The sequence below is a fragment of the Croceivirga thetidis genome, from assembly GCF_012272815.1.
Lineage (GTDB): Bacteria > Bacteroidota > Bacteroidia > Flavobacteriales > Flavobacteriaceae > Croceivirga > Croceivirga thetidis.
Genome location: NZ_JAAWWL010000001.1, coordinates 969,045 through 984,807 on the forward strand (window position 1 = coordinate 969,045; position 15,763 = coordinate 984,807).

The window sequence follows — 15,763 nt, forward strand, 5'->3', positions numbered from 1 at the left end:
AAATTTTCTTGATGATATTTTTTAACGAACTTTGAGAATACGATTATCACCATATTTTAGTCCCAAATTCATATGGATAATACACTTATAAGTAATCAGCCTGTTAACCTATTGCGCGCTAAAGGATTAGAGATTTTTCATCGAAAAGGTTACTATGGAACTTCAGATGAAGAGCTGTTTGAAAAGCTCATGATTTCTCGAGAAGAGTTTAAATCCCATTTTACTTCTAAAGAAGACTTTTTCATAGGTATTCTTGAGAATTTAGTTCTGCAGCGTATGCAGAAGTTTTTAATTGAACCTTTGAGTCATAAACAAAGTCCATTCCCCCTAATTTTAGAGGCTTTTGGAAATGCAATTAACGTTGCAATAGCTAATGAGTCTGACCGAGGTTCCATGTTGGGAAATTTTATTAATGAATTTGCTGGCAAGAATGTACGAATCTCAAAACACCTCAGAGATATCATTAGAATCTGGGAAGTAAATATCATTAGCCTACTCAAAAAGGGAATGAATGACGGATTCATCAATCCCCATGTTGACTGCGAAGCAGCTGCAGATTTTATTTTGGCTTCATATTTTGGCACAAGGACTCTAATGACCTTAGGCAATAAAACGGCACTTAAACACAGTTTTAATAGGCAATTGAGCAGTTATTTTTATTCGTTGGCACGAACGGAATAACTTACGACCTTAATACCTCTTGAATTTTTATAACCAACTGATTCGGTTCGATGGTCGCGATGGCATTTTCGTAACCATTTGGGAACTTATTCCCATAAACCGAGGTGGGAATTAAGGGATATTTTTCCCTATCAGCAACCAACTGATTCTTTTTGGGTTGACCAATAGGTGCAAAGCCCAAACAAGGATGAGTCACCCCCCAAAGTGTTACAACCGGTATATTGAAATTAGCGGCCAGATGACCATTACCGCTATCTGTAGAAATCATTAAATCTAAATTGGAAATAATTGCCAACTCTTCATCAAAGCTGAGAACACCAGCAAGATTTTGAACTGAAGGTCCAGAGACTTTTGCCAAATTTTGTAGTTGATCTTTCTCACTTTTGCCACCTCCGAACAATAAGATTTGACAGTCAATAACTTTAGTAAGTTTAGAAATTGTTTCTTGCAACAAGTCAAGCGGATAAGCCTTGCTTTTAAACGAAGCGAAAGGAGCTATACCAATTAGTATATTATAGTTTTGTTTGAAGTTTTGAGGAAGATTTTTTTTATGTAATTGATCTAATTTCTTCATTTCAAGTTCAAAGCCTAACTGTTCGAAAACCTCAGCATAACGTTGATGTGTTGACCTTAATTGAATTAACTTTTTTGAAGCGTCCCAAACAGTTAACTTTTTCTTCTCACTGCGGCCTTTGTTAAGCTTTTTAGATTTAACACCAACAACGGAAAATAGAAATCGCAGTATTTTACTTCTCAGAACATTATGCAAGTCGACGACTGCATCAACTTTATATTGCCTTAATTCTTTAAAGATTTTAAAGATTCCTATTACGCCTTTATGCTTTCCTTTTACATCAACCGAATGTATGTTGACATTATTTAATTTAGAAAAGATTGGTGAAAAGTTAGATTTTGTTAAAAAGACAACTTTTGTATTTGGGTACTTTTTATGAAATGCCAATAACACAGGAACAGTCATGGCTACATCACCCATGGCAGATAGCCTAATGACCAGAAGGGTGCTATGCTCCTTTCTCGCCACGAAGAATTGGATTCATTTCATCATCATTGTACATTTTCATCTGGCGATAAACTTTCATGTACTTTTTACCTTCAGAGATGTCTTCTAACAATTGGTCAATCGCAGTTGATAAATCCCTTTTTTGTTCAGTCAGAACCCCAAGTTTAGACTTGCACTTTTCGATATGTTCCGCTGTGGCATCATCACGATTTACCTCCTCTTTCATATGATAAATCTTAAGAGCCAAAATAGATAGTCTATCAATTGCCCAAGCAGGACTTTCGGTATTTATCGTTGCATTTTTCAATAATTCAACCGAACGGTATTTTTTTAGAAAATAATCATCAATGTGTTCAACTAAATCGGTCCGGTCTTGATTGCTCGCATCAATCTTTCGCTTTAAGACCAATGCATCCTCTGGTTTAATGTTAGGATCCCTGATAATATCTTCATAATGCCATTGAACGGTGTCAATCCAATTTTTTCGGTACAATAAACTTTCTAAACTATGTTCGGGATACGGATTCGAAAAAGGTTGATCAACACTGTCAATAACATGATATGTTTCAATGCTCTCATCAAAAATTTTAAAAGCTGTACTGCTTATCATGAAAAAAATTTTTCAAATATACCCATTATCATAAATCGCCTAACTAAAAAGCTTCCAGATGCTGATTGAAATCGGAGCAATTATTACAAATAACAACACATATTCCTTTAAACGTTTTCTCCTGAATATTTGAAAGTAGTTAGTGATGAACAAGGAAACCGGACAAAAAGTAAATAAGATTGCTCCCAAGCCAAGTTCTGGACCCAAACTTATTAGCGTCAATATGATTCCTACAATGAAAAACAGAAACAACATTCGTAGCTCAAGTACACGTCCTTTGCCAATTGCCCGAAGTCTACCAAAGACTATAAAAAGCAAAATCACGTTCGCTAGCACGTATAAGGTTAACCGGGTATAACTCTCAAAGTTAAATTCTTCAAAGACACCCTCAGGCATTAATATCGTATAGTGCTGTCTAAAAAACTCAGAACTTGAAAAAAGCAAACCAATTGATACGCTGATTAAGCTAAATGCGACAATAGCAGCCAGTGGCATTAACCAATTTCTCAAATTATTTGCTGCATAAAAGAAAATTGAAAATAGTATTGGAATAAAAAATAAGATAGTGGATGTGTAAAATATACTTGCAATACATATCCAAAAAGAAGCATTAAAAAAATTAAAATTATTGCGTTTAGAAGTATCAACAGTCAGGATTTCTTGAACTGATAACAAAACAAAGAAGTTGCTCAATATTAGCTTAGAACTCAACAAAACCTCAGAGAACGCGGTAATCAACAAAATGAAAAAAAGTAAAGGAAATGTGCTGGTTTCAGTGAGATTCGCTTTTCTAGCAATCTCATTTACCAGATAAATCTGTAAAACCAAAAAAATAAAACTAACTCCAACATTTAAAAAGTCAATGCTAATTTGATCCTGTAAGGATTCAACATAAAATCTGAAAACGAAAAAACCAAACAAAAAACTAAGCAAGACAACATAATTAATTGGTTTTGTTCCCTCAAAAAATCTTGAAATCATTGTAGGTTTTCTTAATTTTGCATTTAAATATACTTAGAGATGAGCACCTTTTTCTACGGAATCGAAGATCTATTTGTAAATTATCTTTTTTGGCCTTACGATACCTTTCGTGCAATGACAAACTGGTGGACCTCAAACTCCATCAATTGGATTTTTGTAATTATTGGTGCTGTTGCCTTTTATTATTGGATGGGGCAATTGAACATCTTTAACAAAAACAACGAGGAAGACAAAACTATTTCCTCACATTCCTATCTATAGGTCGAAACCTATGTCTTTTCGATAATTCATAGCTTCAAAGCTAATCTTTTCAAGGCTTTTGTAAGATTTTTGTAGTGCTTCACTATGCTCTTGCCCATATGAAGTCATTGCGATAACTCTGCCGCCATTGGTAATTAAAATTCCATCTTGGATTTTGGTTCCTGCATGAAATATAAGGGATTCGCTGACCTGGTCTAATCCAGTCATTTGCTTTCCTTTTTCGTATGATTCAGGATAGCCCCCTGAAACTGCGATAACAGTAGCTGCAGTTCTTGAATCTATCTCAAGTTCAATCTCGTTTAAGGTTTTATTTGAAACAGCATTTAAGATTTCTACAAGATCATTTTTTATTCTCGGTATCACCACTTCTGTTTCTGGATCGCCCATTCTAACATTGTATTCGATAACCTTAGGCTGCGCACCAACTTTAATCAACCCAATGAATATGAATCCTTGGTATGGGATATTATCTTTTTTAAGGCCTTCAATTGTTGGCTTAACAATAGTCTCCTCAATTTTCTTTTTAAAGGAAGAATCAACAAAAGGTACCGGTGAAATAGCACCCATTCCGCCAGTATTTAAACCAGTATCACCTTCTCCAATTCGCTTATAATCCTTAGCAAAAGGTAGAACTTTATAATTCTCTCCGTCTGTAAGTACAAAACAACTCAATTCAATTCCGTCCAAAAACTCTTCAACCACAACAGTGCTACTTGCAATCCCAAACTTTGATTCTAAAAGCATTGATTTTAGTTCATTTTTTGCTTCTTCTAAGTCTTCTAAAATCAATACCCCCTTTCCAGCTGCGAGCCCATCTGCTTTCAACACGTAAGGTGATTCCATTGTTTCCAAAAACTTCATCCCATCATCAACTGAGTTGGCATCAAAACTTTGGTATTTTGCCGTGGGAATATTGTGCCTCATCATGAACTCTTTTGCAAAATCCTTACTACCTTCCAAAGTAGCTGCTAGCTTTTTAGGGCCAATTATAGAAACGTCCTTAAGTGATTCCTGTGTAGCAAAATAATCGTGAATACCTTCAACCAAAGGCACCTCAGGACCTACTATTACCATATTGATATTATGTTCAAGAACAGCACTTTTTAAGTTTTCAAAATCAGAAACATGAATATTAAGGTTTTTGCCATGTGCTGATGTGCCAGCGTTACCTGGGGCTATATACAAATTAGAGAGCTTTTCACTTTGTGAAAGCTTCCAAGCCAAGGCATGTTCTCGGCCTCCTGAGCCAATAATTAATAGGTTCATTTACTATTGAATTTTCGCAAAAGTAAAGAACACCAAGCTCTAATTTTTCAAATTAAAGTTTCGATGTTCCTTTTTTTGAAGTTCATCTGGTGAGAGTGATTTGAAATAATCAAATACTTTCTTTAATCCTTCAGATCTATGCACTTTAGGTTCCCAGCCCAATATTTGTTTTGCTCGTGTAATGTCAGGTTGGCGCTGTAAAGGATCATCTGTAGGTAAAGGCTTGAATATAATTTTCTGATCTGTTCCCGTAAGACTTATTATTTCTTGTGCGAATTCAAGAATTGTGGTTTCATCTGGATTGCCAATATTTACAGGTTCTGCGTAATCGCTCATAAGAAGCCGATAAATACCTTCTATCTGGTCGTCTATATAACAAAAGGACCTCGTCTGAGATCCATCTCCAAAAACGGTAAGATCTTCACCTCTGAGGGCCTGACCCATGAATGCGGGAACAACACGCCCATCATTTAAGCGCATTCGAGAACCATAAGTGTTAAAAATTCGAACAATTCGGGTGTCCAAGCCATGATGTCTGTGATAGGCCATGGTAATTGACTCCATAAATCGCTTCGCTTCATCATATACCCCTCTTGGCCCTATCGGGCTTACATTACCATTATATTCTTCACTTTGAGGATGAACTAAAGGATCACCATATACTTCAGAAGTAGAAGCAACCAATATCTTGGCATTTTTCACTTTGGCAAGACCAAGAAGATTAAGTGTGCCCAATGAGCCCACCTTTAAAGTTTCGATTGGAATTTTTAGATAATCAATTGGGCTTGCAGGGGAAGCAAAATGTAAAATATAGTCCAGTTTACCTTCTAAGTGAACGAATGTTGAAACATTATGATGATGGAATTCAAAACGTTCTAGAGGAAAAAGATGTTCAATGTTTTTAAGGTCTCCAGTAATCAAATTGTCCATCCCGATAACATGGTGTCCTTCGGCGATAAATCTATCACAGAGATGTGATCCTAAAAAACCTGCTGCGCCAGTAATAAGGGTCTTTTTCATTTATACTCCCCTTGAAAATAAAACAGTGGTTACCGTTTTAAAAATTATACGTAAATCTAGGGTAATGGACTTGTTTTTGATATAGTAAAGATCATATTCCAATTTGCGAATTGAATCTTCTAAATTCTGCCCATACTTATATTTTACCTGCGCCCAACCAGTAATGCCTGGTTTAATCAAGTGGCGTGTGTTGTAAAAAGGGGTAATCTCGTTCAGCTTGTCTACAAAAACCTTGCGTTCAGGTCTGGGACCAATAAATTGCATGTCTCCTTTTATGATAGACAAAACTTGCGGGAGTTCATCAATTCTGAACATGCGGAGTATTTTACCAAAAGGGGTTACCCGGGCATCCCCTTTTTTGGCCATTGCCGCTCCACCCTTTTCAGCATCAACCACCATCGACCTAAATTTGTAGATACTAAATTCTTTTCCATGCTTTCCAATTCTTTTCTGTGTGTAGAATAGAGGTCCCCTATTAAATAGAAAATTTAGCAGCCAAACAAAGGGACAAAAAATCATAAAAATCACACCAACAAATAGCGAAAAGAAAAAGTTTATGAATACTGTGAACAGTCTTTGCAAATAGCGAATCTTTCTGTTTCTCAATTGAAGAATTTCAAAAAAGCTTTCGTTTTGAGATTTAACAGGAATAGCCTCATAAACGTTTTCATAGAACGACGTGAAAGAAATCACCTCCTTACCCTTAATTATTGATTCCAATACCATGTTCTCAAGCTCCTTCGGAAGACTATCATAGTTTTTTATGTTGATAATCGTTGTATCAATTTTTTCGGTAGCAGAGGCAAAGTAGCTTTTGTTTATTGGTGTCATCTGCCCAATACGATGGGTCAGTTTTACCTTATAAAAGGTACTGGTATCCAATCCGTTTATGGCGTCTGTGTCTTCCTTTAAGTTAGCACTGTTTATATCATCATATACATAAAGTACATTTTTGATGACCGGTACAATCCTAAATATATTGCTAAATAAAAATCGCCATAGAACAAGTTGCGAAGGTGTCAAGAAAAGAAAATAGAGCAATGGTTTGCGCCAAAAGCTAATATCAAAAACCAATACACACTCAATAAATATTGAAAATACAATCAACGAACCAATATAGAATGCTTGAGAAACTGCAATCCTTCTTTTTGCTGCTTTTTCAAGATTATAGAAGTCAAGTATATAAGAGATGAAAAAATAGGTGGCAAAACCTAAGCAAAAGAGGATAAGCTTAAGTCTTGTATAGGTAAATTCATCATCAATTGCATGATTTACCAAAACATTCAAAGACGCCGAAACAATCAGCAAATCGCCAATGAGAAGGATGAACTTCCTTTCAATAGAATTTAAAACAGATGGTCTTTTCATGCCAATATCCTATTGGGGATTATGTGATTTTCATACTTTCTTCAGGTCGACCGTGCGTTGCGCAGTGTTCATAAAAAAGTTGTTGAAAAAATGAAAAAATACAATTCCCAATTGTCTATTTAATAGGTTCTCGGTCAAAAATGCGAACACAAAGAAAAACATAAAAATTCCATAAAGAACATAGTTGTTCGTTTTAATGACCTTAAAAAAGAAAATAAAGGCCAAAAGAATCAAAAAAGTGCCTAATACCCCAAATCTTAGCAGAAAATCCAGTGGTTGCGAATGGGTATTTGTGTTTTTTCTTTCAAGATATTCAAATCCACTTGCCAGGTAGTAATCATTAAGTTTGTCATTGACATCTCCAGTACCAACTCCAAACAACCAGTTATCACTGATTACTTTGGTTGCTGTAGCCCAGATAAAGACTCTATTCGTTTTCTCCCAGGTTTCAAAATCAGTACCATTGCCTAATTTATCAAAATCAAACACATTATCCTGTTGCTTATTTTTTGCAATTAAATTGTAGTAATTGTAAGCGTCTTGTAAAATGAAGTTTGGAATTTTAATCAAGCCGATTAAAAGTAAGCCTGCGGTCATGGCCATCAATACCAATTGAAAGTTCTTTTTTTTACCTTTTTTTAAAGACAATGTTCTAAAAATCAGGTAGCTAAAAAGAGTAATAAAATAGGCGGCTAGGGGCATTTTTGCTGCCAACGTGAGATTGAACCCCGTTAAGGTCAAGAAAATAAATAACCAAATAATCCTTTTCTTATCCTGAAGAAAAAAATACAATGCAATTAAACCCGAAAATCCAATAAAAACAGAAAAGTACGAAGGGTGTAAATCTGATTCCAGGTACAATTGATTTAGTTGAAGTAGAAATTCCAACCAATAGTCAGGTATAAAAACCAACTCATAGTCCAAATTCAATAGTAGCATGTAGAGATAGCGAAAGCATACAGAAATCGCAAAACCTTTAAGTATTAAGTCTCTTTGAATTAAAGTCGTAGGAATAATTAAGAAAACCAATGGAAACAGAATTCCACTAGACGTGCGTTCCAAATAAAATAACCCCTCTGATAAATTGTAAGTGTTAATGAGCCACAACAGCGAAATCAAAAATATTGAAGCACCAACAACGAAGATCTTGAATCGTGATTTTTTAAATGATTTAAACAAATATAAAAGGTACAATGCAACAGCTATTAGAAGGCCTATAGCGTATGTATTAAGCTTTTCACTCCATGGAAGTGATACAACAACCAATAGAAGGACAAGACTAACCAATTTCGCCCTTGAGAATTTAAAATTTATGATATTACTGATTCTGAATTTCAAGCTATTGGACTTGCTTAAGGGTTTTAATCTTTATGGCTAATAAAGTGCACGTCAAAATTTTAATCCTTTTTTAAAAACAAGAGACACCCGGCACTATTTTGAAATTTGAATTCATCTTGCATACCCTTGGTCTTCTGAGCGTTCTGCATTTCTTCGCCACAGTCGTTCAAACTCCCTTCCGAAATATAGGCGGAAGAACTACCTGTTTTGCTAGTATACACTACTGAAGAATCGGATTCAGAAGGATATTTATCAGTGTAAGAAAGTTCCAGTAATGACTCAAAATTATTTAGTAAACCTTTATCATTGGAATTGGTCAAATCGGAGTTGATTATACCCTTTACGTGATTGTTTAAGGACAGTGAATTGGATTTGATCTCGGTATTCTCAAGTCCTGATTCATTTAATGGTTCATTCACATGCCAGTTTCTTTTGCCATTGATAAATTGGCCGGTAGTTAATTTTGAAATATTGTATTCAGGCATTTTTAACACCAAATAATAGTTTACAGAATCATGGGTTACAAACTGCTCTTTACTCAAGTTTTTATTCAGAAAACCCAACTCTTTTCTATTCTCAGGCAAATTTGATGGATCTTCAGGATATAGGTGGAAGAACAAGGTACCGTTTTCGACAAATCGTTCCGCTTTCCAAAAATGATAAATCAACAATCTCGTGTCATTGTTGAATGCTACACGCGTTCTATTGATTTCACTCTTATAGAGAACTTCAGCGTTATCGAATAAGGCCCTTGAAATGGCCGTGGTCATTTTTTCAGATTCACTTTCTCTTGTGCATCCACTCAAAATCACCACAAAAAATGCTAGACTCACTGCAACAACATATTTTCTCATAATTCAAAAAACAAAATACTCTCCCATATTAAACAATATGGATTTATGGTTAAACACATAAATAGAATATAAAAAGCTACAAATTATTGCGCCAACAAGCGCCAAAGTTCTATTTAGGGATTTATCGAAACTTGTTATAAAACCTATCGTTAAAATTGGAACAAAAATATCAGTATAAAGTATCAGGCGAGAGAACATTCCGTCAAATCTAAAGAGTAGAACTGCAAAGACCGAATAAATAAAAAATAAACCGTGTGTCTTTCTGAAAACTTCGGATTTATTCAATTTCGAAAAGAAAAGAAAATTAAAGATTATCAAAATCAATAATTTCAAAATTGAATTTGAACTTGCCCTTTTGAATTCTGTATAAAACTCAACTTTCTTTTGAACAAATTCAGGCAAAATCAAAAAATTCAGGATGATGATGATTAAAGCAAAATAGCCAACCAAAGCAGCAACAATAAATACAACTGGCCTAATTGTATCAAGTAACTTAAATGGTCTTGTCAAAAATGATAAAGCCACCCCTTTATGAGTGAAGAATCCTAGAACCTTATAGAGATTCTGTCTCGAAGTAACAGTGCTTGCAATTACTAACAAAAGCAAACTTGAAGCGAGACCTTGTCGTATAACATTACCATGAATCAAATAAAATGAAGAGCTATTTATGGTAAGAAAAAGAGTAAGGTAAATCCATTTCTTTGAAGACTTGAAAATTATATTGATTGCAATAAATGTTAGCCCAACACTTAAAAGAAGCTGTGCTGTTATATAACCTTCGCCACTCAATCCAAAAAGGTGGGCCAAGGGCATCAAAATAAAAAAGAAATAATCGGCCTTCCAGGCAGAGCTCGAGGTAAAAATATCTAGAAAGTGAACATTTTGCTCATAAAACCTCAGATATCTTGGTATATCAATGTTTCCTTGATAATCCCTGAAAATAAAAGCGCTACTGACCAATAGGTAAAGTAAGAAAAGAATCAAATTTGAAAAATTCCTACTTGTTTTGGCCCTATCAAAAAAGAAAAATGCCACTAAAAAAATTACAGAAACAATTTGAAGAAAATACGGCTTGTAAATCTCCATTATTGAAATTGCTTAGCTATGGCTTGAAAAATCAATTCGTATGGATGTTCTTCTTTATTCTCGAAAAAAAACGAAATCTCCTTTGTGCTACTATTAGAATTCTCGTTTTTAAGTATTGAAGTAACAAGTCGGTCTATACTTTCAAAAACCTTATCTGCAGTATCTTTAAAATAATGAGGTATGGTTTCATTATTAACTTCCAAAAGAAACACTTTTGCTTTCATGTTTAAAGCCAAAGCCAACATAGAAGAATAATGTCCAAGATAGGTGCCAGAAACCGGAAAATCATAAGTAAGGGCCCCTCCATTATCCAAAACTTTTTGAAATAGCTCTTTTTGGGATCTTGGGTGTAGTTTTATAACCAAGCGCTCCTTTAAACCATCAGCAAGCCCTGCTATAATTTTCATATACTCTTCGCTTTCCATTCGCCCATCTTCGACAAATGTTTGGGCAATATAACAGACCTCTTCCTCTTTGTAAGAGTTTTGATTATTGACAATGAACTTGTGATAGTCTGGATTTCCAATTACCGTAAATGTATCATCTACTGTATAAAATTGATTTTCAATGAACCATTCCTTCCAAAACGAACCCCATATTAGCAAATGGTTTGATAGTACAGGAGCGAGATTTTGTTTTCTTGATTCAAGAAAAGCATTTATTTTTTTTGATTTTACAAAGTCCTTATTTACCAAATAAAGGAAGATTGTTCCTTTCAATCTTAAACCAAAAAAGGACAAATATTTAAAATAGTAAAGCTTCCTTCTAATCGCGGAAAAATAACCAAAAAAGCTTCTTTTCAAAAAATCAGCATACATGCCATGCTGTTGTTGAAAGGAGATATACCCAATTCTCTTAAAACGATATGTCCAATACAAATCGGCTAAACGATAACTGTAATTAAAAAAAAGGCTTTTGGTAGTCGGGCTTCTTTTCTTTAATCGATACAACTTTGACACCTCAACAAATGTGATACCATCAGCATCGGACTTATCAATTTTTTCGGCTTCAACAAATGCAGGGTACACCACGTAATAGTGCTGCGCTACGTTCTTACCCTTTAAGAACTTTATAAATGGTGTAACATACCTGTTAATATTTGAAAAATGAACTTCAAATACAACGACTGAATCCATCATATCAATTTTTCGTTGCGTAACATCCCAAACAAAAAGAAGCAATCTATAATTCCTTTTGTAATCAAGGCAATATAATGATACCGAATATTATCCGTCATTCCCAAAACAATGACTATAATCAAAAAGATTATTGTGGTCGCAACCAACAATCTGTTCACTTGGGTAACCTTACCAATCGCCTGTAATGGCCTTACCATTAATATCTCAAAATTCATAATTAAAATGGCCAATAACAAAACAAAGGCCGAATTTGTAATAAATTCTGAATAGGCACCCTTAAGCCACCATTCCATCAAATTTAACAGGAAGAACTTGCAGAAAATAAGTCCAAAAACAAAGAGGATTGAAATCAAGGTCAACTGAAATCTCAGGTTCTTTTTAATCTTAACAAAATTGTTTTCACTGTACCATACTGATATAGCTGAAAAATAGACCAATGATATCGTGCCGGTTACTATTGCGATCCTGTTAAACAAATCAAGCATAGTTACGTGGTCCGAAAGGGTTTTGGTATTGACGAACAATGCGTAAAAATACCTGTCAAAAAAAAGCACTGTTGCAGAGCAAAGAAAAAATACCCCAAACTTAAAGGCCTCTTTTATAAAAGAGGTATTAGACCTTGTGGATGAAATTAAAAAAGTTGGTTTTACAGAAGTTTTATAGCAAAGATCCAATTCTTTTTTATGGTGTTGGGTTCTAAAAAACATGAATAGAAAAACCAAAAAATAATAAACAACAAGCGAGATTCCTACCCAATACAACTTTGAAATACCATTTAGCCACAAAACATAAGGCACAACAAAAAGGCCTGCAGATGAAATTGCCCTTATAATCGCCAGAAAATAAAAGTCGCTATAAGATTCAAGCAATGATTTATAAGGAATGGAAATAAAAACGATGAAAAAACTAAATCCTATTATCAAGAAAAAAAGTAAATCTTCTTTGTCTTGCAGTATGCTTAGTGATTTTGTCCAATATGCCAGAATAATAAAACAGGTAAATAGTAAAAACAAGGCGGCAGAAAGCAGGTAAGAAATCCCAATTCCTGTATTTACTTCCTTATCTATCAAGCTCATTTTTTTTGCTCCAATAAGCTCGGACACTCTTCTGTTAAGGGCTGGTCCAATTCCAAATGAAAAATAATTGGCAAGAAAGATTGCGCTTACACCTGCGGTATATTTTGCCCAGTAATCTTTTCCTAAATTGTTTATAATTAATGGTATGAATACAAGCGCCACAATAATTGGCACAATCTGAAAACCTAGGTTAAAGACTGCTTTTTTGAGAACTTTCCCAGAAGTATATCTTTTATTACTTTCAACGACTTGTTTGGAAAGAGGCAAAATAGGAGATTAGCTAACAGTTTGCAAAGTAAATATCTTAATTGTCAATCTGAGGATTTTTCGAAAAGGATTTTTGACATTTCGTTCTTTTTCAAACAAAGAGTTGCGTTACCAAAACCAAACCATTTTAAAATTGAAAGCATCAAACCAAAAATATTTAACCTATTTCACTCTAGTAGTGACGACTGCCCTATTGGTATTAGTGGGAGTTGTTATTTGGCATTTACTAGAACATAAAAGGGCTTCGGCAGAAATACAGCTTTCAAACATAAATGCAACATCACTAGATTTCAAAAAGCTGATACGACCAACCTTCTTCAATATTGAAGACTTCGGGGGCAGCATAGATAAGGAAGATAATTCGGAAGCCTTACAAGCTGCAATCGATGCAGCAATCGTTGTCAATAAAAAATTAAGGGAAGACGATAAATGGGACATTTATATCGGAAAGGTTTATATTCCTTCCGGTATTTGGAAATTTCAAGAAGGTGTAAAGTCAGATTATGGGGTAGAGATTTTTGGTGATGGTATCAGTAAAACTTACATGGAATATAATGGTGAAGGGGTTTTCTTGGATTTTTCTTCTGAGAAGGAAAAATTTGATTTAAAGCTTAGAGATTTTTTCATAAAACAAAACACTTCAAATTCAACAGCCATCTCTTTAGCACAAACCAATAGAAACAGCCATATCGATAATATCATAGTTGAAGGTGGTGGCGTCGGAATTGCACTGGAAAACTGCTTCACGACAAGATTTTCCTCATTCTTCATTTACAACACTAAGGACTTTGGTGTTTTTGCAAAAAACTCGACCAATACTGATTTTGTAGACTTTAAAATTGAAAATTGTACCATTGGGGCCAAATTCACAAATAGTGAAACCAATTCGGCTGCAGGGCTCAAATTAATTAGTGGTGTATTTCAAGGATGTAGGAATGAAGGATTGATTCTTGAGGACATCACCAACTTTGCCTCATTTTCAACTTTTTTCGAAGGAAATGGAAGAAGTACGGGTCGTTCTCAAATTCTTGCGACAAGTGATTTAAATGGAGAATATGACAACGATATTGTTGCGTTTTATTCCCCATTTATCACCGGTGGGTTCAGTTCTTCTTCAAATTCAACAGCTGTATTGGTAGAAAATACCAAAAACTTCGTTTTCAAAGAAGGTTTCATTAGATCTAATGACAAGATTAAAATCGGAATCCAAATTGGAAAAAATGTTGATAATGCCGAACTGGTAAATAATAAGTTCAGTGGCGTTCAAGAAGATATTATTGTCGAAGAAAAAGCCACAAACATGGTACTTGATGTTGAGTTAAGACATGGGCGTGGTTATGGTAGAAGTTTTCTTGGATTGGGATCAGAAAGTAAAAAAACCAATAATCGCCATTATTTAGAAAGTTTTCAAGGGCTTTTTGGTAAAAATGATGGTCAGAGGGTTGGTATCGGCACATATGATGGTAGGCCGAGTCTCCAAGGATTTGGTTCTGGTAGTTCCTTTAATTTATTTACCAATCCTAAAGCGGGAAACCATATTTCTGCGCCAAACGGATATACTCAGATTTCCGGACTAAAACTTGGTACTACCATAACATCATCGAACTATAAAACCGATCAAAAAACTCATACGGTTTTGGTCGATTCAAGTGAGGGTGATAGAAAAGTTGATATAAGTACTACTGAGGAACAAGTTCAACGATACCTCACAATTAAAAATACTGGAGCTTCTGGGCACCTTGTAAATGTTAAATCGGCTACCACCTCCATCGAAAATAAGAGAACCTTACAGCTAAAGGATGGTGAATCGGTCTCTTTGGTTCATGATGGGAATCAATGGAGAATCGTTTCTTTGTTTAGCCCCCTTTAATAAGGTTAAGAAGATTGTTTACTGCCATTAGTCCCTGGCGCTGCACACTTTGAAATGTTCTCGAACCGACATGTGGGGTAATAATTACATTTTCTACTCCCTTTAAAGGTTCGTTTTCAGCCATTGGTTCGGTATCTAAAACGTCAGCCAAATATCCCCGTATTTTCTTCTCTTCCAAACCTTGGATTATGGCTTCTGAATCAACTAACTTTCCCCTAGAAGTATTTATGATAATTGGGGTTTTCTTAAGGTCTTCAGCTATTACAGAACCATTAATAAGGTGATGGGTTTCTTTGGTCAATGGAGCATGTAAACTTATAATTTCCGAACGATGAAATAGTTCTTCAATATTTTCAACAAAATTTATGGAAGGCCAATCATTCAAGAAATCTTCATCTTTATAAATGTCAAACGCCAAAACCTCTAAACCAAGTGCAATACATTTTTTAGCCAATGCTTTGCCAATCGCACCAAGACCAACTATTCCGATGGTCTTTCCCATAATTTCATGGCCAACCCACCTTTTCCAACTTCCCTGCTTGGTAGAATTATATTGTAGGTGAACATTCTTTTCAAATGTGAATAGTAATGCCAATACATGTTCAGCCACAGAATCAAAGTTTACTCCTGGGCAGTTTGTAACAGGTATATTATATTTTTTTGCTGCTTCTAAATCAATCTTATCAAGGCCAACGCCATATTTAGAAATATATCTAAGATTTCCCGATACCCCTTTCGCAATAACCTTTTCGGTATACTCGTCATCGCCACAAATAACCGCATCGTAGTCTCCAATTATGTTTAATAATTCCGATTCTTTTATCGGGCCTCTTAGGGTGTCAATCTCAAATCCTTGTTCATAAAGCAGTTCTTGGTGCTTTCCTGGGGTGTCCTGAAATGATGTAGATGTCAGTAGAACTTTCAT

General features: G+C 34.9%; 15 protein-coding genes. 3 read left to right on the forward strand and 12 right to left on the reverse strand.

Annotated elements, in window-relative coordinates; all coding sequences use genetic code 11:
• Positions 1-72 precede the first annotated feature (72 nt).
• Positions 73-681: a TetR/AcrR family transcriptional regulator gene (locus HCU67_RS04455; RefSeq protein WP_168551371.1), complete on the forward strand. Its 609-nt coding sequence runs from the start codon at positions 73-75 to the stop codon at positions 679-681.
• A gap of 1 nt (position 682) precedes the next feature.
• Here the strand turns inward: HCU67_RS04455 and HCU67_RS04460 are convergent, their stop codons facing one another.
• The 3 genes from HCU67_RS04460 to HCU67_RS16600 are packed head-to-tail and all read right to left on the reverse strand — an operon-like array spanning position 683 to position 3,293.
• The gene (locus tag HCU67_RS04460; protein ID WP_345890689.1) at positions 683-1,723 is read right to left on the reverse strand and encodes a glycosyltransferase family 9 protein; all 1,041 of its coding nucleotides are present in this window, start codon (positions 1,721-1,723) and stop codon (positions 683-685) included.
• Positions 1,704-2,312, reverse strand: coding sequence for a DUF4254 domain-containing protein (locus HCU67_RS04465; protein ID WP_168551372.1), 609 nt, complete (start codon positions 2,310-2,312; stop codon positions 1,704-1,706). Before HCU67_RS04465 ends, HCU67_RS04460 begins: the two co-directional genes overlap by 20 nt.
• Before the next feature lie 39 nt (positions 2,313-2,351).
• Positions 2,352-3,293, reverse strand: coding sequence for a DUF6427 family protein (locus HCU67_RS16600; RefSeq protein ID WP_246865700.1), 942 nt, complete (start codon positions 3,291-3,293; stop codon positions 2,352-2,354).
• A gap of 39 nt (positions 3,294-3,332) precedes the next feature.
• Here HCU67_RS16600 and HCU67_RS04475 point away from each other — a divergent pair, with 39 nt between their 5' ends.
• Complete coding sequence (locus HCU67_RS04475; RefSeq protein ID WP_168551374.1) at positions 3,333-3,554, forward strand: DUF6341 family protein; 222 nt, start codon at positions 3,333-3,335, stop codon at positions 3,552-3,554.
• Here the strand turns inward: HCU67_RS04475 and purD are convergent.
• The 8 genes from purD to HCU67_RS04515 are packed head-to-tail and all read right to left on the reverse strand — an operon-like array spanning position 3,549 to position 12,968.
• On the reverse strand, positions 3,549-4,820 hold the full coding sequence (gene purD, locus HCU67_RS04480) for a phosphoribosylamine--glycine ligase (RefSeq protein ID WP_168551375.1): 1,272 nt from the start codon (positions 4,818-4,820) through the stop codon (positions 3,549-3,551). The two genes, HCU67_RS04475 and purD, sit on opposite strands and share 6 nt — an antisense overlap.
• 39 nt (positions 4,821-4,859) lie before the next feature.
• Positions 4,860-5,840 carry a UDP-glucuronic acid decarboxylase family protein gene (locus tag HCU67_RS04485; protein WP_168551376.1) on the reverse strand — a complete coding sequence of 327 codons (981 nt, stop codon included), beginning with the start codon at positions 5,838-5,840 and terminating at the stop codon, positions 4,860-4,862.
• A complete protein-coding gene (locus tag HCU67_RS04490; protein ID WP_168551377.1) occupies positions 5,841-7,208 on the reverse strand; it encodes a sugar transferase in 1,368 nt (455 codons plus the stop codon).
• A gap of 30 nt (positions 7,209-7,238) precedes the next feature.
• Positions 7,239-8,546, reverse strand: coding sequence for an O-antigen ligase family protein (locus HCU67_RS04495; protein ID WP_168551378.1), 1,308 nt, complete (start codon positions 8,544-8,546; stop codon positions 7,239-7,241).
• 59 nt (positions 8,547-8,605) lie between these two features.
• Complete coding sequence (locus HCU67_RS04500) at positions 8,606-9,400, reverse strand: hypothetical protein (protein ID WP_168551379.1); 795 nt, start codon at positions 9,398-9,400, stop codon at positions 8,606-8,608.
• A gap of 3 nt (positions 9,401-9,403) precedes the next feature.
• The gene (locus tag HCU67_RS04505) at positions 9,404-10,486 is read right to left on the reverse strand and encodes an EpsG family protein (protein WP_168551380.1); all 1,083 of its coding nucleotides are present in this window, start codon (positions 10,484-10,486) and stop codon (positions 9,404-9,406) included.
• Complete coding sequence (locus tag HCU67_RS04510) at positions 10,486-11,622, reverse strand: polysialyltransferase family glycosyltransferase (protein ID WP_168551381.1); 1,137 nt, start codon at positions 11,620-11,622, stop codon at positions 10,486-10,488. The genes HCU67_RS04505 and HCU67_RS04510 overlap by 1 nt, the downstream gene beginning before the upstream one ends.
• Positions 11,622-12,968, reverse strand: coding sequence for a lipopolysaccharide biosynthesis protein (locus HCU67_RS04515; protein WP_168551382.1), 1,347 nt, complete (start codon positions 12,966-12,968; stop codon positions 11,622-11,624). The genes HCU67_RS04510 and HCU67_RS04515 overlap by 1 nt, the downstream gene beginning before the upstream one ends.
• 133 nt (positions 12,969-13,101) lie before the next feature.
• Between HCU67_RS04515 and HCU67_RS04520 the strand changes: the two genes are divergently transcribed.
• Positions 13,102-14,838 carry a glycosyl hydrolase family 28-related protein gene (locus HCU67_RS04520; protein WP_168551383.1) on the forward strand — a complete coding sequence of 579 codons (1,737 nt, stop codon included), beginning with the start codon at positions 13,102-13,104 and terminating at the stop codon, positions 14,836-14,838.
• Here HCU67_RS04520 and HCU67_RS04525 read toward each other — a convergent pair.
• On the reverse strand, positions 14,825-15,763 hold the full coding sequence (locus HCU67_RS04525; RefSeq protein WP_168551384.1) for a phosphoglycerate dehydrogenase: 939 nt from the start codon (positions 15,761-15,763) through the stop codon (positions 14,825-14,827). The two genes, HCU67_RS04520 and HCU67_RS04525, sit on opposite strands and share 14 nt — an antisense overlap.